Source organism: Streptomyces sp. SYSU D01066-1 (assembly GCF_054956795.1).
This window is the reverse complement of the sequence record NZ_JBUDHV010000039.1, coordinates 1-16,009: the sequence shown is the minus strand read 5'-3', so window position 1 is coordinate 16,009 and position 16,009 is coordinate 1. Positions and strand designations below refer to the sequence as shown.

The following is a 16,009-nucleotide window of genomic DNA, read 5'->3' as shown; positions in this document are numbered from 1 at the left end:
CAGCCCCTCATCCGAAGAAGTTCCGTACGTGCTCCAAGCCGTCGACCAGGGCGTCGATCTCGGCCGGCGAGGAGTACAGATAGAACGACGCTCGCGTGGTCGCGGGAATTCCGTAGCGCAGGCAGACGGGCCGGGCGCAGTGGTGGCCGACCCGGACCGCGATGCCCTGTTCGTCGAGGACCTGGCCCACGTCGTGCGGGTGGATGTCACCGAGCGTGAAGGAGATCGCGGCGCCGCGCTCCTCGGCCGTGGTCGGGCCGATGATGCGCAGGTCCGGGACCTCCAGCAGCCGCTTCACCGCGTACTCGGTCAGCGCGTGCTCATGGGCGAGGATCTTGTCCATGCCGATCGCCGACAGGTAGTCGATCGCCGCGCCGAGTCCGACCGCCTGGGCGATCGGGGGCGTGCCCGCCTCGAACTTGTGCGGGGCGGGCGCGTACGTCGACGAGTGCATCGACACCGTCTCGATCATCTCGCCGCCGCCGAGGAAGGGGGGCAGGTCCTCCAGGAGTTCCTGGCGGCCCCACAGGACGCCGATGCCGGTCGGGGCGCACATCTTGTGGCCGGTGAAGGCCACGAAGTCGGCCTGGAGGGCCTGGACGTCCAGCGGCATGTGCGGCGCGGCCTGGGAGGCGTCGACGCACACCAGGGCGCCGACCTCCTGGGCGCGGCGGACGATCGCCTCGACCGGGTTCTGGGTGCCGAGGATGTTGGAGACCAGCACGAAGGAGACGATCTTCGTCTTCTCGGTGATGATCTCCTCTATGTTCGACAGGTCGAGGCGGCCGTCGTCGGTGAGGCCGAACCAGCGGAGCTTGGCGCCGGTGCGCTGCGCGAGCAGCTGCCACGGCACGATGTTGGAGTGGTGCTCCATCTCCGTGATGACGATCTCGGTGTCGGAGTCCACCCGGTAGGGCTCGTCGGCCCAGCCCAGCATGTTCGCCACGAGGTTGAGCGACTCCGAGGCGTTCTTGGTGAAGACCACCTCGTCGCGGGAGGGCGCGTTGATGAACTCCGCGACCTTGTCGCGCGCGCCCTCGTACAGCGCCGTGGCCTCCTCGGCGAGGACGTGCACGCCACGGTGGACGTTGGCGTTGTAGCTCTCGTAGTACTCGCTGAGAGCGTCGAGCACCTGACGCGGCTTCTGGCTGGTCGCCGCGTTGTCCAGGTAGACGAGCTTGCGTCCCTCGTGGACCTGGCGGTCCAGGATCGGGAAGTCCTTGCGGATCGCCTCGGTGTCGAGGAGGCCCGGCAGCTGTGTCACTCGGATGCGCCACCCTTCGTGTATGCCTCGTAGCCCTCGTTCTCCAGCTTGTCGGCCAGCTCGGGGCCGCCGGACTCCACGATCCGCCCGCCTGCGAAGACGTGGACGTGGTCGGGCTTGATGTAGCGCAGGATGCGCGTGTAGTGCGTGATCAGCAAGGTGCCGACCTCGCCGGACTCGCGGACGCGGTTGACGCCCTCGGACACGATGCGCAGCGCGTCGACGTCGAGGCCGGAGTCGGTCTCGTCGAGGATCGCGACCTTCGGCTTGAGCAGTTCGAGCTGGAGGATCTCGTGGCGCTTCTTCTCACCGCCGGAGAAGCCCTCGTTGACGTTGCGCTCGGCGAAGGCGGGGTCCATGTTGAGGCGCTCCATGGCCTCCTTGACCTCCTTCACCCAGGTGCGCAGCTTGGGGGCCTCGCCGCGGACGGCGGTGGCGGAGGTGCGCAGGAAGTTGGAGACGGAGACGCCGGGGACCTCGACCGGGTACTGCATGGCGAGGAAGAGGCCGGCGCGGGCGCGCTCGTCGGCGGCCATCTCGACGACGTCCTCGCCGTCGAGGGTGACGGTGCCGCCGGAGATCGTGTACTTGGGGTGACCGGCGAGCGCGTAGGCGAGGGTCGACTTGCCGGAGCCGTTGGGGCCCATGATGGCGTGCGTCTCGCCCTGCTTCACGGTCAGGTCGACACCCTTGAGGATCTCCTTCGTGGCGTTGTCGGCCTCGACGGTGACGTGCAGGTCTCGGATTTCAAGCGTTGCCATGGGTGCCTCAGGACTCCTGGGTGAGGGAGACGAGCACGTCGTCCCCTTCGATCTTTACGGGGTATACGGGGACGGGGCGCGTCGCCGGAAGGCTGTCGGGCTTGCCGGAGCGCAGGTCGAAGCGCGAGCCGTGCAGCCAGCACTCGATGTGGCAGTCGTCGACCTCGCCCTCGGCCAGGGAGACGTTCGCGTGCGAGCAGACGTCGTTGACCGCGAACACCTCGCCCTCCGTGCGGACGACGCAGACCGGCGTGCCGTCGAGTTCCACCCTTTTCGGGGTGTCCTCCTCCAGCTCGCTCAGTCCGCAGGCGCGTACGAAGGTCATGCGACCGACGCCTCCAGCTCCTGCTCGATCTTGGCGATCAGGCGCTCCTCGATGTCCGGGACACCGATCTGCTGGACCAGTTCGGCGAAGAAGCCGCGGACCACCAGGCGGCGGGCGTCCAGCTCGGGGATGCCGCGGGCCATCAGGTAGAAGAGCTGCTCGTCGTCGAAGCGGCCGGTGGCGCTGGCGTGGCCGGCGCCGACGATCTCGCCGGTCTCGATCTCCAGGTTGGGGACCGAGTCGACGCGGGCGCCGTCGGTGAGGACGAGGTTGCGGTTCATCTCGTAGGTGTCGGTGCCCTCGGCCTTGGCCTCGATGAGCACGTCGCCGATCCAGACCGCGTGCGCCTCGTCGCCCTGGAGCGCGCCCTTGTAGACGACGTTGGACTTGCAGTGCGGCACGTTGTGGTCGACCAGGAGGCGGTGCTCCTGGTGCTGTCCCCGGTCGGTGAAGTACAGGCCGAACAGCTCGGCCTCGCCGCCGGGGCCGGCGTACGTGACGCGCGGGTGCAGGCGGACGACGTCGCCGCCGAAGGTGACGACGACCGACTTGAAGGAGGCGTCGCGGCCGACCAGCGCGTTGTGCTGGGCGACGTGGACGGCCTTGTCGTCCCAGTCCTGGACGGAGACGACGGTCAGCTTGGCGCCGTCGCCGAGGACGTAGTCGACGTTGGCGGCGAGCACCGCGTCACCGGTGTGGTCGATGACGACCACGGCTTCGGCGAACGCGCCCAGCTCGATCACCTGGTGGGCGTAGGCGACCCCGCCCTGGCCGTGCACGGCGATGCGGACCGGCTCGGTGAGCTGTGTCTCCTTGGGGACGGTGATGACCGAGGCCTGCTCGAACGCCGAGTACGCCTGGGCCGCGACGCGGTCCACCGGGGTGCCGGCCCTGCCGAGCCGCGCGTCGTCCCGGCCGACGGTCTCGACGGTGACGCCCTCGGGGGCCTCGATGTCGGCCCTGACGCCGTCACCCGAGGCGGTCGCGGTGCCGTCGTGCAGGCCGCGCAGCCGCTCCAGCGGGGTGAACCGCCACTCCTCCTCCCGGCCGTGCGGGACCGGGAAGTCGGCCACGTCGAAGGACGGGGGCGCGCTCATGCGGGTGGCGACGGTCGAGTCGGCCTCGGCGGCCACCGCGATCGCACCGGCGGTGGTGGAGCCCACCGGTAGGGGTCCCCCCGCTGGAGCGAAGCCGGAAGTGGGGGAGTTCTGAGCCTCAGCCATGGCTGTCGTAGTGCTCGCTTTCCGTTACGTAAGGGTTTGACGGTACGGCGCGGGGGTCAGCCGACCGCGCCTTCCATCTGCAGCTCGATCAGCCGGTTGAGTTCGAGGGCGTACTCCATCGGCAGTTCCTTGGCGATCGGCTCGACGAAGCCGCGCACGATCATCGCCATCGCCTCGAACTCGGTCAGACCGCGGCTCATCAGGTAGAAGAGCTGGTCCTCGGAGACCTTGGAGACGGTCGCCTCGTGGCCCATGGACACGTCGTCCTCGCGGACGTCCACGTAGGGGTAGGTGTCGGAGCGGGAGATGGTGTCCACCAGCAGCGCGTCGCACAGCACGTTGGACTTGGCGCCCGGGGCGCCCTCGCCGATCTCGATCAGGCCGCGGTAGGAGGTACGGCCGCCGCCGCGCGCCACCGACTTGGAGACGATGTTGGAGGACGTGTTCGGGGCCATGTGGACCATCTTGGCGCCGGCGTCCTGGTGCTGGCCCTCGCCCGCGAAGGCGATGGAGAGGGTCTCGCCCTTGGCGTGCTCGCCCATCAGGTAGACGGCCGGGTACTTCATCGTCACCTTGGAGCCGATGTTGCCGTCGATCCACTCCATGGTCGCGCCCTCGTACGCCACGGCGCGCTTGGTGACCAGGTTGTAGACGTTGTTCGACCAGTTCTGGATGGTCGTGTAGCGGCAGCGGGCGTTCTTCTTGACGATGATCTCGACCACGGCGGAGTGCAGCGAGTCCGACTTGTAGATCGGCGCGGTGCAGCCCTCGACGTAGTGCACGTAGGCGCCCTCGTCGACGATGATCAGGGTCCGCTCGAACTGGCCCATGTTCTCGGTGTTGATCCGGAAGTAGGCCTGGAGCGGGATCTCCACGTGCACGCCCGGCGGGACGTAGATGAAGGAGCCGCCCGACCACACGGCGGTGTTCAGCGCGGCGAACTTGTTGTCACCGGCCGGGATGACCGTGCCGAAGTACTCCTTGAACAGCTCCGGGTGCTCCTTGAGCGCCGTGTCGGTGTCCAGGAAGATGACGCCCTGCTCCTCCAGGTCCTCGCGGATCTGGTGGTAGACGACCTCGGACTCGTACTGGGCGGCGACACCGGCGACCAGGCGCTGCTTCTCCGCCTCGGGGATGCCGAGCTTGTCGTAGGTGTTCTTGATGTCCTCGGGCAGGTCCTCCCAGGACTCCGCCTGCTTCTCCGTGGAGCGCACGAAGTACTTGATGTTGTCGAAGTCGATGCCGGAGAGGTCCGAGCCCCAGTTCGGCATGGGCTTCTTCTCGAACAGCTTCAGGCCCTTGAGACGGAGCTTGGTCATCCATTCCGGCTCGGACTTCTTGGCGGAGATGTCCCGGACGACGTCCTCGTCGACACCGCGCTTGGCGGAGGCGCCGGCCGTGTCGGAGTCGGCCCAGCCGTATTCGTACTTGCCCAGGCCCTCGAGTTCGGGGTGGGCAGTCTCCGTGGGGAGAGTCATGCGGGGTTCCTCCCGGCCGTGCTTTCGGCTGCGTTGTCAGTGGTCTTGGAAGTCTTCGGAATGAACGTCGTGCAGACGCCGTCGCCGTGCGCGATGGTCGCCAGCCGCTGTACGTGAGTACCGAGCAGCTCGGCGAAAAATTCCGTCTCGGCCTCGCACAGCTGCGGGAACTTCTCGGCGGCGTGGGCGACCGGGCAGTGGTGCTGGCAGAGCTGCTCACCCCGCCGGGGGTGGGGAGCGCTGCGCGCGGTGGCAGCGTACCCGTCCGCGCTCAGGGCTTTGGCCAGCGCTTCCGCCCGCCGCTCGGGGGGCGCCGTCTCGACGGCCTTGCGGTACGCGCCGCTCTGGGCGGCGATCCGGGCGCGGGCGAAGGCGGCGACCGCCTGCTCCCCGCCCTCGCGCTCGGCGATCCAGCGCAGCGCGTCCACGGCGAGCTTGTCGTAGGACTGGTCGAAGGCGTCCCGGCCGCAGTCGGTCAGCGCGAACGCCTTCGCGGGCCGCCCGCGCGTGCGCGCGCCGTAGACGCGGCGGTCGCGGGGCTCCACGACGTTGTCCGCGGTCAGCGCGTCGAGGTGGCGGCGGACGGCGGCCTGGGTGAGGCCGAGGCGGCCGGCCAGCTCGGCGACGGTCGACGGTCCGTGGTCCAGGATGGACCGCGCGACGCGGTTGCGCGTGGAGCGCTCACCGGTCGCGAGCTCCTCGTGGGGCGCCTCGCCGACGTATTTCACAACGCCATTGTTGCGTAATTCTTCCGAGCCCGGCAAGCCGCGCCAGGGCCCGCCGACGGTGCCGTGCGTCACTTAGGTATACCTAATCTGACCTGCGGAAACGATCACTGACCGACCGGAAACGGTAGCGCGTCCAGCCCGGCTCGGGGACACTCGCCGACATGCCCGCACCTCCTCCCACCGGCCCGCTCGTCACCCGCGGCACCCTCGTCGGCGAACTGCGCGCCCTCGGCGTGCGCTCCGGCGAGATCCTGCTGGTCCACTCCTCGCTGCGCTCCCTCGGCTGGGTGTGCGGCGGTGCCGTGGCCGTGGTCCAGGGGCTCCTCGACGCCCTCGGTCCGGACGGCACCCTGGTCGTGCCGACCCAGACCGCCGACCTCTGCGACCCGGCCCTGTGGGAGAACCCGCCGGTGCCCGCCGAGTGGTGGCCCGCCATCCGCACCGCCATGCCCCCGTACGACCCGCGCACCACCCCCGCCCGCGGCGTCGGCGTGGTCCCGGAGACCGTACGGACCTGGCCGGGCGCCCTGCGCAGCGCGCACCCGCAGACGTCGTTCGCGGCCGTCGGCCCGCGCGCCGCCGAGGTCGTCGCGGACCACGCCACCGACTGCCGGCTCGGCGAGCGCAGCCCCCTCGCCACCCTGGAGCGGCTCGGCGCCCGGGTCCTCCTGCTGGGCGCCGGCTACGGCTCCTGCACCGCCTTCCACCTGGCCGAGTACCGCGTACCCGCCCCGCTCGTCGAGGTGGGCCGCCCCGGTCCGTACGGCTGGGAGCGGGTGACGGAGGTGTCGATCACCTCGGACCGGTTCGACGAACTGGGGCACGACTTCGAACGGGACCGGCCCGTCGTACGCGGCACGGTCGGCGCGGCCGACGCGCGCCTGTTCCCGGTGGCGGACGCGGTGGCCTACGCCGAGCGGTGGCTGGCGCTGCACCGTCCCCGCGAGGAGGAGACCGCGCACCCCGGCGCGTGAACCGCGGCCGGCCCCGCGCCGTCCCCCACCGGACGGACCCCGGACCCCGGCACCGCCCCGGCCACGCAAGCCCCGCACCGGACCCCGGCACCCGCCCCGGCCACCACCGACCCCGCACCGCCCCCGCGAGAAGGAGACCGCGCACCCCGGCGCCCGGGCCGCCGCGCGCCTCCCTAGACTCGTGACCCATGCGAAGCGAGCCCGTGGTCCAGGTCCAGGCCCTGGTGAAGCGGTACGGCACGAAGACCGCGGTGGACGGCCTCGACCTGGTGGCCCGGGCGGGGGTGACCGCCGTCCTCGGTCCCAACGGGGCGGGCAAGACGACCACGGTCGAGACCTGCGAGGGGTACCGGCGGCCGGACTCCGGCACGGTGCGCGTGCTGGGCCTCGACCCCCGGCGCCAGGCCGCCGAGCTGCGGCCCCGCATCGGGGTGATGCTCCAGTCCGGCGGCGTCTACTCCGGCGCCCGCGCCGACGAGATGCTGCGCCACGTCGCCAAGCTGCACGCGCACCCGCTGGACGTGCCCGCCCTGATCGAGCGCCTCGGCCTGGGCTCCTGCGGCCGGACCGCCTACCGCCGGCTCTCCGGCGGCCAGCAGCAGCGGCTCGCGCTGGCGATGGCCGTGGTGGGGCGCCCGGAGCTGGTCTTCCTGGACGAGCCCACCGCCGGCCTGGACCCGCAGGCCCGCCGCGCCACCTGGGACCTGGTCCGGGACCTGCGCGCCGACGGCGTCTCGGTGATCCTGACCACGCACCACATGGACGAGGCCGAGCAGCTCGCCGACGACGTCGCGGTCATCGACGCGGGCCGGGTGATCGCCCAGGGCTCGCCCGAGGAGCTGTGCCGCGGCGGCGCCGAGAACACCCTGCGCTTCACCGGCCGCCCGGGACTGGACGTGGCGAGCCTGCTCAAGGCGCTCCCGGCGGACTCCTCGGCGGCCGAGCTGACGCCGGGCGCGTACCGGGTCACCGGCAAGATAGACCCGCAGCTGCTGGCGACGGTGACGTCGTGGTGCGCCCAGCACGGGGTGATGCCCGACCGGATCTCGGTGGAGCGGCGCACCCTGGAGGACGTCTTCTTGGAGCTGACCGGCAAGGAGCTGCGCTCGTGACCACATCCACCGGCACGCCCGGCACCTACGCGCCCAAGCCCGGCGCCGCCCCGCTCGGCCGCATGATCGCCGCCCAGGCCGTCCTGGAGACGAAGATGCTGCTGCGCAACGGCGAGCAGCTGCTGCTGACGGTGATCATCCCGACGCTGCTGCTGGCGCTGTTCAGCTCGGTGGACATCATCGACACCGGGGCGGGCGCGGCCGTCGACTTCCTCGCCCCCGGCGTCCTGGCGCTCGCCGTGATGTCGACGGCGTTCACGGGCCAGGCCATCGCGACCGGTTTCGAACGCCGGTACGGGGTGCTGAAGCGGCTGGCGTCCTCGCCGCTGCCGCGCTGGGGCCTGATGACCGCCAAGACCCTGTCCGTGCTGGTCACCGAGGTGCTCCAGGTCGTCCTGCTCACCGTGATCGCGTTCGCGCTGGGCTGGTCCCCGCACGGCGGCCCGTTCGCCGTACTGCTCCTCCTGGTCCTCGGCACGGCGGCCTTCTCCGGCCTCGGACTGCTGATGGCCGGCACGCTGAAGGCCGAGGCGACGCTGGCCGCCGCCAACCTGGTCTTCCTGCTGCTGCTCGTCGGGGGCGGTGTGATCGTGCCGCTGGAGAAGTTCCCCGGCGCGGCGCAGGACGTCCTGGGCCTGCTGCCCCTCTCCGCGCTCTCCGGCGGACTGCGGGACGTGCTCCAGCACGGGGCCGGGCTGCCATGGGCCGACCTGGGGATCCTCGCCGGGTGGGCGGCCGTGGCGCTGGCCGCGGCGGGGCGGTTCTTCCGCTGGGAGTGACGCGGAGCCGGACCCTCGTGAACGCGTGCACAAGCGGCCCCCTACGATGGAACGCGTGCCAAACGTGACCCGCGACGACCTCGCAGCCGCCGTGCGCAACCCGCTCGCCTTCATCGCCGCGCGCTGGACCCCGCGGCCCCGCACCGTCCGGCGGTCGGCGCTGTCCGCCCTCGTGATGTCGGTGATCATCGTCGGCACCGGCGGTGCCGTCCGCCTGACCGGCTCCGGCCTGGGCTGCCCGACCTGGCCCAAGTGCACGGGCGAGTCGCTCACCACCACCAGCGAGATGGGCGTCCACGGCGTCATCGAGTTCGGCAACCGGCTGCTGACCTACGTCCTGTGCGCGGCGGTCGGCTGGGCGATCGTCGCCGCCCGGTCCGAGAAGCCGTACCGGCGCTCGCTGACCCGGCTGGGCTGGGCGCAGTTCTGGGTCGTGATGGGCAACGCGGTCCTCGGCGGCGTCGTCGTCCTGGTCGGCCTGAACCCGTACACCGTCGCCGCCCACTTCCTGCTGTCGACCGCGCTGATCTCGGTCGCGACCGTGATGTGGCAGCGCACCCGGGAGGGCGACGCGGCACCGCGTCCCCTGACCGGCACGTCCGTCCAGCAGCTGGTGTGGGTGCTCGTCGCCGTCTGCGTGCTGCTGATCGCGGTCGGCACGGTGGTCACCGGCGCGGGCCCGCACGCGGGCGACTCCAGCGAGGTCCCGCGCATGCCGCTGGACTGGGAGACGGTCTCCAAGGCGCACGCCGTGCTGGCGTGGATCGTGGTGACGCTGACCTTCGCCCTGTGGTTCGTGCTGAAGGCGGTCGACGCGCCCCGGGGGCCGCTGGCCCGCACCCGCGACCTGTTCCTGATCCTGCTGGCGCAGGGCGTCATCGGCTATGTGCAGTACTTCACCGACCTGCCCGAGATCCTGGTCGGCCTGCACATGGTCGGCTCGTGCCTGGTGTGGATCGGTGCCCTGCGGGTCCTGCTGGCGCTGCGCGAGCGGCCGCGGGAGGACACCCCGGTGCCCGGCCCGGCGACGCGGGCCACGCTCGCCCGGACCTGACCGGGCTCACGCCAGGCCGTACACCCGGACCGCGTTCCCCGAGGCGACCATCCCCGCCACCCGTTGCGCGTCCGCCAGGGACCACGCCCCCTCGGCCACCCAGGTGCCGAGCACCCGGCCGAGCGCCTCGCGGAACAGCCGGGCGCCCACCACGTGCAGCTCGGGCAGGCCCCCGCCGCCGCTGGAGAAGAGGATCTTGCCGAAGGGGGCCAGCTCCAGGATCTCGGCGAGGACGGTGGCGGCACGGGCGCCGGTGCGGACCAGGGCGGCGCCCGAGTCGGCGTACACGTGCGGGAAGGCGCCGGCGAGGTGGGCGGCGTGCCGGTGGTACGGGTAGCCGTGCAGCAGGACGAGGTCGGTGCCGAGGCCGGCGGTGGCCCGTACGAAACCGGTGAGCAGCACCGGGTCGGCGCGGTCGGTGTGCGGGCCGGGCGCGCCGAGGCCCGCGTGGAGCTGGAGCGGCCGTCCGGAGGTGAGCGCGATCCACAGCAGGTGGCGCAGCAGCACCGGGTCGCTCAGCTCGCCGCCGGCCCGGCGTGCGGCCAGCCAGCGTCCGGCGGCGCCGCGCACCTCGCCCGGCTCCGGCGGCTCGGGCGCCAGGGCCAGGCCGTGCCGGGCGCCCGCCACCGAGGTGAGGGCGACGGCGTGGGCGGCGGCGCCGTGCACCGCCTCGGCGAGGTTGGCGAGGAAGGACTCCACCGTGCCGGAGGTGTCGGCCACCTGTTCGGCCAGCGGTTCGAGCCGCACGATCTCATGGGCGTCGGCGGCGGCGGCCGAGGCCAGCTCGGCCGGGCCGGTGAGGTCGCCGGGCCGGCCCGTGTCGACCAGGTAGGTGGTGATGCCGCTGCCGCGCAGCAGCTTGCGGTCCGCCTCCAGGACGCCCAGCTCGCGGCGCCGGGCCAGGTAGCGGGCCGGCGGGCAGTGCGGTTCCAGGCCGAGCAGGGGCGGGCACCAGCGGCGTACGGCGAACCCGGTCTGGGTGTCGAACAGCGTGGTGCCCGGGGCGGGCGGGCCCTCGGTCAGGCCCAGCTGGGCCTCGAAGGTGCCCAGGCCCAGCTCCGTCTTGAGGACGCCGTGGCAGTACTGGTCCACCAGGGACGGCGTTTCGATCATCCGGGCTCCCCGTGTAGACGCCGTGCTGCTGCTCACGAGTCCTAACGGGTGACCGGCGTCCTAGGTGTTGCTGCGGGGGCCGCCGAGCTGGATCCCGGCCATCCTCGACCACTCGTACGGTCCCGTCCGCACCTTGCCCGCGAACTCGCCGTCGAAGGACTCGTGGACGGTGATCCCCGCCTTCTCCACCGCCTTCTCGGCGATCTCGTACGTCGGCGCGACCACGTCGCCCCAGCCGCCGTCCGCGCCGACGAGCACGATCCGCGCCCCGCGCCGGCCGAGGTGGGCCACCTGGCCCTCGGCCCCGCCGTGCGCCCGGGCGAAGGACCCGATCCGCCCGGCCAGCCGGCCCGCCGCGCGCTCGGCCTTCGCGGCGGCCTTCGCGGCGCCCTGCCCGGTTTCTGCCTGCTGCGTGTCTGCCATGCCCTGGATGCTACCGGCGGGTAGGGGAAACGGCGACGGGCGGGGTGCGTGGCCCGGGCCACGCGCCCCGCCCGTCGGGAGCCGGGGGTCAGCGCAGGAACGGATCGACCGCCACGGCCAGGAACAGCACCGACACGTAGGTGATCGACCAGTGGAACAGCCGCATCTCCTTGAGCTTGCCGCCCGTCACCTCGGCCTTCGCCCGGTTCTGCAGCCCGTGCGCCTCCCACAGCCACATGCCGCCCGCGAGCAGGGCGACGGCCGTGTAGAACCAGCCGGTGTAGCCCAGCGGGGTCAGCAGCAGGGAGACGGCGACCATCACCCAGCTGTAGACGACGATCTGCTTGGCGACGACCTTGTTGGAGGCGATGACCGGCAGCATCGGCACGCCCACGCGCGCGTAGTCGTCCTTCACCTTCATGGACAGCGGCCAGTAGTGCGGCGGCGTCCAGAAGAACATCACCAGGAAGAGGACGACCGGCGCCCAGGAGATCGAGTCGGTCACCGCCGACCAGCCGATCAGCACCGGCAGACAGCCGGCGATGCCGCCCCAGACGATGTTCTGCGACGTGCGGCGCTTGAGGATCATCGTGTAGACGACGACATAGAAGAGGAGCGCGCCGAGGGAGAGCCAGGCCGAGAACCAGTTGACGGTGAGGCCGAACAGCAGCGTGGAGACGACCGCCAGGGCGATGCCGAAGACCAGGCACTCGACCGGGCTGACCATCCCGGTGACCAGCGGACGCTGGGAGGTGCGGTCCATCAGCGCGTCGATGTCCCGGTCGATGTACATGTTCAGCGCGTTGGCGCCGCCCGCGGAGAGGTAGCCGCCGACGCAGGTCAGCAGCACCAGCTTCAGATCGGGCACACCCTGTTCGGCGAGGAACATCACCGGAACGGTGGTGATCAGCAGAAGCTCGATGATCCGCGGCTTGGTCAGCGCCACGAACGCCTTGACACGGGCCCCGAACGGCCGGTGACTCGGGCTCTGGCTCGTCCCGATAACCCCCGCAGGACGGGATTCAACGGCCGTCACGCACACCCCTGACAGAGACATCCCAGCAAGCCCTCCCGCGTGAAGTGCGGGTAAAGGCTCGCGCGTACCACGCCACTTTAGACGTTGCCCGTACCCCGGCCGTCGCGGGGGTGGGCTCGTGTTGGCGACCACGCTCCGACGTGCGTACACGGAGTCGGCTGAGCAGTCGGATGAGCGCCTCCGTATTCACTTGCCGAATACCGTTTCACCCGGTCGACAGGCGGATCACACGGACGCCCGGCAGTCTGGAATAGCGGGGAAAAGCGCACGTACTCACGGGGGTAGGCTCGACAGCGGCCGGCCGATGCCGAAAGAACGCCGGCAGCCGGTGGGCGTTTCGCGCGCACCGGCATCCGACATGTGGAGAGGAGCCCTGACCCAGGGTGAGCACCAAGCCGACCACCACAGACCTCGAGTGGACCGAGCTGGACCAGCGGGCCGTGGACACCGCCCGCGTCCTGGCCGCCGACGCCGTACAGAAGGTCGGTAACGGCCATCCGGGTACGGCGATGAGCCTGGCACCTGCCGCCTACACCCTCTTCCAGAAGGTGATGCGGCACGACCCCTCCGACGCGGACTGGGTCGGGCGCGACCGCTTCGTGCTGTCCGCCGGACACTCGTCCCTGACCCTCTACACCCAGCTGTACCTGGCCGGCTTCGGCCTGGAGCTGGACGACCTGAAGTCCTTCAGGACCTGGGGGTCGAAGACCCCGGGCCACCCGGAGTACGGCCACACCACCGGCGTGGAGACCACCACCGGCCCGCTGGGCCAGGGCGTCGCCAACGCGGTGGGCATGGCGATGGCCGCCCGCTACGAGCGGGGCCTGTTCGACCCCGAGGCCCCGGCCGGCGAGTCGCCGTTCGACCACTTCGTCTACTGCATCGCCGGTGACGGCTGCCTCCAGGAGGGCATCTCCGCCGAGGCGTCCTCGCTGGCGGGCCACCAGAAGCTCGGCAACCTGATCCTGCTGTGGGACGACAACCACATCTCGATCGAGGGCGACACCGAGACGGCCGTCTCCGAGGACACCGTTCTGCGCTACGAGGCCTACGGCTGGCACGTCCAGCGTGTCGCCCCGAAGCCGGACGGCGACCTGGACCCCCACGCCCTGCACGCCGCGATCGAGGCGGCCAAGCAGGTCACCGACCGGCCGTCGTTCATCGCCATGCGCTCGATCATCGCCTGGCCGGCGCCGAACGCGCAGAACACCGAGGCCGCGCACGGCTCGGCGCTCGGTGACGACGAGGTCGCGGCCACCAAGCGCGTCCTCGGCTTCGACCCGGAGCAGACCTTCGAGGTCTCCGACGAGGTCATCGAGCACACCCGCAAGGCCCTGGAGAAGGGCCGGGCGGCCCGCGCCGTGTGGGAGAAGGCGTACCAGCAGTGGCGGGACAACAACCCCGAGCGCGCCGCCGAGTACGACCGGATCGCCCGGGGCGAGCTGCCCCAGGGCTGGGAGGAGAAGATCCCGGTCTTCGAGACCGGCAAGAGCGTCGCCACCCGTGCCGCCTCCGGCAAGGTCCTCCAGGCGCTCGGCGCGGTCGTCCCCGAGCTGTGGGGCGGCTCCGCCGACCTGGCCGGCTCGAACAACACCACGATCGACAAGACGTCGTCGTTCCTGCCCGAGGGCAACCCGCTGCCGGAGGCCGACCCGTACGGCCGCACCATCCACTTCGGCATCCGCGAGCACTCCATGGGCGCGGAGATGAACGGCATCGCGCTGCACGGCAACACCCGCATCTACGGCGGCACCTTCCTGGTGTTCTCCGACTACATGCGCAACGCCGTCCGCCTCTCCGCCCTCATGCACCTGCCGGTGACGTACGTGTGGACGCACGACTCCATCGGTCTGGGTGAGGACGGCCCCACCCACCAGCCGGTCGAGCACCTCGCCTCGCTGCGCGCCATCCCGGGCCTGAACATCGTCCGCCCGGCCGACGCCAACGAGACGGCCATCGCCTGGCGCGAGATCCTGCGCCGCTGGACGAAGGAGTTCGGCAAGGGCCAGCCGCACGGCCTGGCGCTGACCCGCCAGGGCGTGCCGACCTACGAGGCCGACGACAACGCGGCCAAGGGCGGCTACGTACTGTTCGACGCCGAGGGCGGCGACGCCGAGGTCATCCTCATCGCCACCGGCTCCGAGGTGCACCTGGCCGTCGAGGCGCGCGAGCGGCTCCAGGCCGACGGCGTGCCGACGCGCGTGGTGTCGATGCCGTCCGTCGAGTGGTTCGAGCAGCAGGACCAGGGGTACCGGGACAGCGTCCTGCCCCCGTCCGTGAAGGCCCGCGTCGCCGTCGAGGCCGGGATCGGTCTCACCTGGCACCGTTACGTCGGGGACGCCGGCCGCATCGTTTCCCTGGAGCACTTCGGTGCTTCCGCCGACGGCAAGGTGCTCTTCCAGGAGTTCGGTTTCACTGCGGAGAACGTCGTCGAAAAGGCGAGGGAATCGATCGCCGCGGCCCAGCGCTGACGCTCGTACAACGACACGTAGGAGATGCATTTTCCATGACAGACGCACTCAAGCGCCTTTCCGATGAAGGCGTGGCGATCTGGCTGGACGACCTGTCGCGCAAGCGGATCACGTCCGGCAACCTCGCCGAGCTGATCGACCAGCAGCACGTCGTGGGCGTCACCACCAACCCGACCATCTTCCAGAAGGCGATCTCCGAGGGCGACGGTTACGACCAGCAGCTCTCCGACCTGGCCGCCCGGAAGGTGACCGTCGAAGAGGCCATCCGCATGATCACGACGGCGGACGTCCGCGACGCCGCCGACATCCTGCGCTCCACCTACGAGGCGACCGGCGGCAAGGACGGCCGGGTCTCCATCGAGGTCGACCCGCGCCTGGCGCACGACACCAAGGCGACGGTGGCCGAGGCCAAGCAGCTCGCCTGGCTGGTGGACCGCCCCAACACGCTGATCAAGATCCCGGCGACCGAGGCCGGCATCCCGGCCATCGCCGAGGTCATCGGCCTGGGCATCAGCGTCAACGTGACGCTGATCTTCTCCCTGGAGCGCTACCGCAAGGTCATGGACGCGTTCCTGACCGGCCTGGAGAAGGCGAAGGAGCGCGGTCTGGACCTGTCGGACATCCACTCCGTGGCGTCCTTCTTCGTCTCCCGCGTGGACACCGAGATCGACAAGCGGATCGACGCGCTCGGCACCGACGAGGCCAAGGCCCTGCGCGGCAAGGCCGCGCTCGCCAACGCCCGCCTGGCCTACCAGGCGTACGAGGAGATCTTCTCCGGCGAGCGCTGGGCGGCCCTGGAGAAGGCCGGCGCCAACAAGCAGCGTCCGCTGTGGGCATCGACCGGCGTGAAGGACAAGGCGTACGACGACACCATGTACGTCACCGAACTGGTCGCACCCAACACGGTGAACACCATGCCGGAGGCGACCCTGTTCGCCACCGAGGACCACGGCGAGATCACCGGTGACACCGTCTCCGGCACCTACGAGCAGGCCCGCGCCGACCTCGACGCGGTCGAGGCGCTCGGCATCTCCTACGACGAGGTCGTCCAGCTCCTGGAGGACGAGGGCGTGGAGAAGTTCGAGGGCTCCTGGAACGACCTGCTCAAGTCGACCGAGGCCGAGCTCCAGCGCCTCGCCCCCTCGGAGGGCTGAGATCCTTGTCGAGCAGCAACCCGCTGCGTGACCCCGCAGACCGACGGCTCCCGCGCATCGCGGGGCCGTCGGGCCTGGTCATCTTCGGTGTCACCGGTGATCTGTCCCGCAAGA

15 protein-coding genes are annotated in these 16,009 nt (G+C 71.1%); 6 read left to right on the top strand and 9 right to left on the bottom strand.

What is annotated here, in order from left to right:
• Nucleotides 1-7: 7 nt before the first annotated feature.
• Genes ACY1JF_RS26805 through ACY1JF_RS26780 form a run of 6 tightly spaced genes read right to left on the bottom strand, consistent with a single transcriptional unit; the run spans nt 8 to nt 5,779 of the window.
• Nucleotides 8-1,264, bottom strand: coding sequence for a cysteine desulfurase (locus tag ACY1JF_RS26805; protein WP_462707831.1), 1,257 nt, complete (start codon nt 1,262-1,264; stop codon nt 8-10).
• A complete protein-coding gene (gene sufC, locus ACY1JF_RS26800) occupies nt 1,261-2,025 on the bottom strand; it encodes a Fe-S cluster assembly ATPase SufC (RefSeq protein ID WP_462707830.1) in 765 nt (254 codons plus the stop codon). Before sufC ends, ACY1JF_RS26805 begins: the two co-directional genes overlap by 4 nt.
• 7 nt (nt 2,026-2,032) lie before the next feature.
• Nucleotides 2,033-2,350: a non-heme iron oxygenase ferredoxin subunit gene (locus ACY1JF_RS26795; protein WP_462707829.1), complete on the bottom strand. Its 318-nt coding sequence runs from the start codon at nt 2,348-2,350 to the stop codon at nt 2,033-2,035.
• The gene (sufD, locus tag ACY1JF_RS26790) at nt 2,347-3,573 is read right to left on the bottom strand and encodes a Fe-S cluster assembly protein SufD (protein WP_462707828.1); all 1,227 of its coding nucleotides are present in this window, start codon (nt 3,571-3,573) and stop codon (nt 2,347-2,349) included. Before sufD ends, ACY1JF_RS26795 begins: the two co-directional genes overlap by 4 nt.
• Before the next feature lie 56 nt (nt 3,574-3,629).
• A complete protein-coding gene (gene sufB, locus ACY1JF_RS26785) occupies nt 3,630-5,051 on the bottom strand; it encodes a Fe-S cluster assembly protein SufB (protein WP_462707827.1) in 1,422 nt (473 codons plus the stop codon).
• Entirely contained in the window at nt 5,048-5,779 is a 732-nt protein-coding gene (locus ACY1JF_RS26780; protein ID WP_462707826.1) for a helix-turn-helix transcriptional regulator, read from the bottom strand. The genes sufB and ACY1JF_RS26780 overlap by 4 nt, the downstream gene beginning before the upstream one ends.
• Nucleotides 5,780-5,940: 161 nt before the next feature.
• On the opposite strand from ACY1JF_RS26780, the gene ACY1JF_RS26775 reads away from it, so the two are divergent.
• From ACY1JF_RS26775 to ACY1JF_RS26760, 4 genes are all read left to right on the top strand, one after another.
• On the top strand, nt 5,941-6,753 hold the full coding sequence (locus ACY1JF_RS26775; RefSeq protein WP_462707825.1) for an AAC(3) family N-acetyltransferase: 813 nt from the start codon (nt 5,941-5,943) through the stop codon (nt 6,751-6,753).
• A gap of 188 nt (nt 6,754-6,941) precedes the next feature.
• Nucleotides 6,942-7,865, top strand: coding sequence for an ABC transporter ATP-binding protein (locus ACY1JF_RS26770; protein WP_462707824.1), 924 nt, complete (start codon nt 6,942-6,944; stop codon nt 7,863-7,865).
• Nucleotides 7,862-8,644 (top strand): ABC transporter permease, encoded by a 783-nt coding sequence (locus ACY1JF_RS26765; protein WP_462707823.1) that lies wholly within the window; start codon nt 7,862-7,864, stop codon nt 8,642-8,644. Before ACY1JF_RS26770 ends, ACY1JF_RS26765 begins: the two co-directional genes overlap by 4 nt.
• A 46-nt stretch (nt 8,645-8,690) precedes the next feature.
• Nucleotides 8,691-9,698 (top strand): COX15/CtaA family protein, encoded by a 1,008-nt coding sequence (locus tag ACY1JF_RS26760; RefSeq protein WP_462707822.1) that lies wholly within the window; start codon nt 8,691-8,693, stop codon nt 9,696-9,698.
• A gap of 6 nt (nt 9,699-9,704) precedes the next feature.
• Here ACY1JF_RS26760 and ACY1JF_RS26755 read toward each other — a convergent pair whose 3' ends face one another.
• The 3 genes from ACY1JF_RS26755 to ACY1JF_RS26745 form a co-directional block, all read right to left on the bottom strand.
• On the bottom strand, nt 9,705-10,811 hold the full coding sequence (locus tag ACY1JF_RS26755; protein WP_462707821.1) for an amidohydrolase family protein: 1,107 nt from the start codon (nt 10,809-10,811) through the stop codon (nt 9,705-9,707).
• A gap of 60 nt (nt 10,812-10,871) precedes the next feature.
• The gene (locus ACY1JF_RS26750; protein ID WP_462707820.1) at nt 10,872-11,234 is read right to left on the bottom strand and encodes a hypothetical protein; all 363 of its coding nucleotides are present in this window, start codon (nt 11,232-11,234) and stop codon (nt 10,872-10,874) included.
• Nucleotides 11,235-11,322: 88 nt separating this feature from the next.
• Nucleotides 11,323-12,291 (bottom strand): heme o synthase, encoded by a 969-nt coding sequence (locus tag ACY1JF_RS26745; RefSeq protein ID WP_462707819.1) that lies wholly within the window; start codon nt 12,289-12,291, stop codon nt 11,323-11,325.
• Between the two features lie 362 nt (nt 12,292-12,653).
• On the opposite strand from ACY1JF_RS26745, the gene tkt reads away from it, so the two are divergent.
• A complete protein-coding gene (tkt, locus tag ACY1JF_RS26740) occupies nt 12,654-14,741 on the top strand; it encodes a transketolase (RefSeq protein ID WP_462707818.1) in 2,088 nt (695 codons plus the stop codon).
• Between the two features lie 35 nt (nt 14,742-14,776).
• A complete protein-coding gene (gene tal, locus ACY1JF_RS26735; RefSeq protein WP_462707817.1) occupies nt 14,777-15,895 on the top strand; it encodes a transaldolase in 1,119 nt (372 codons plus the stop codon).
• Nucleotides 15,896-16,009: the final 114 nt, after the last annotated feature.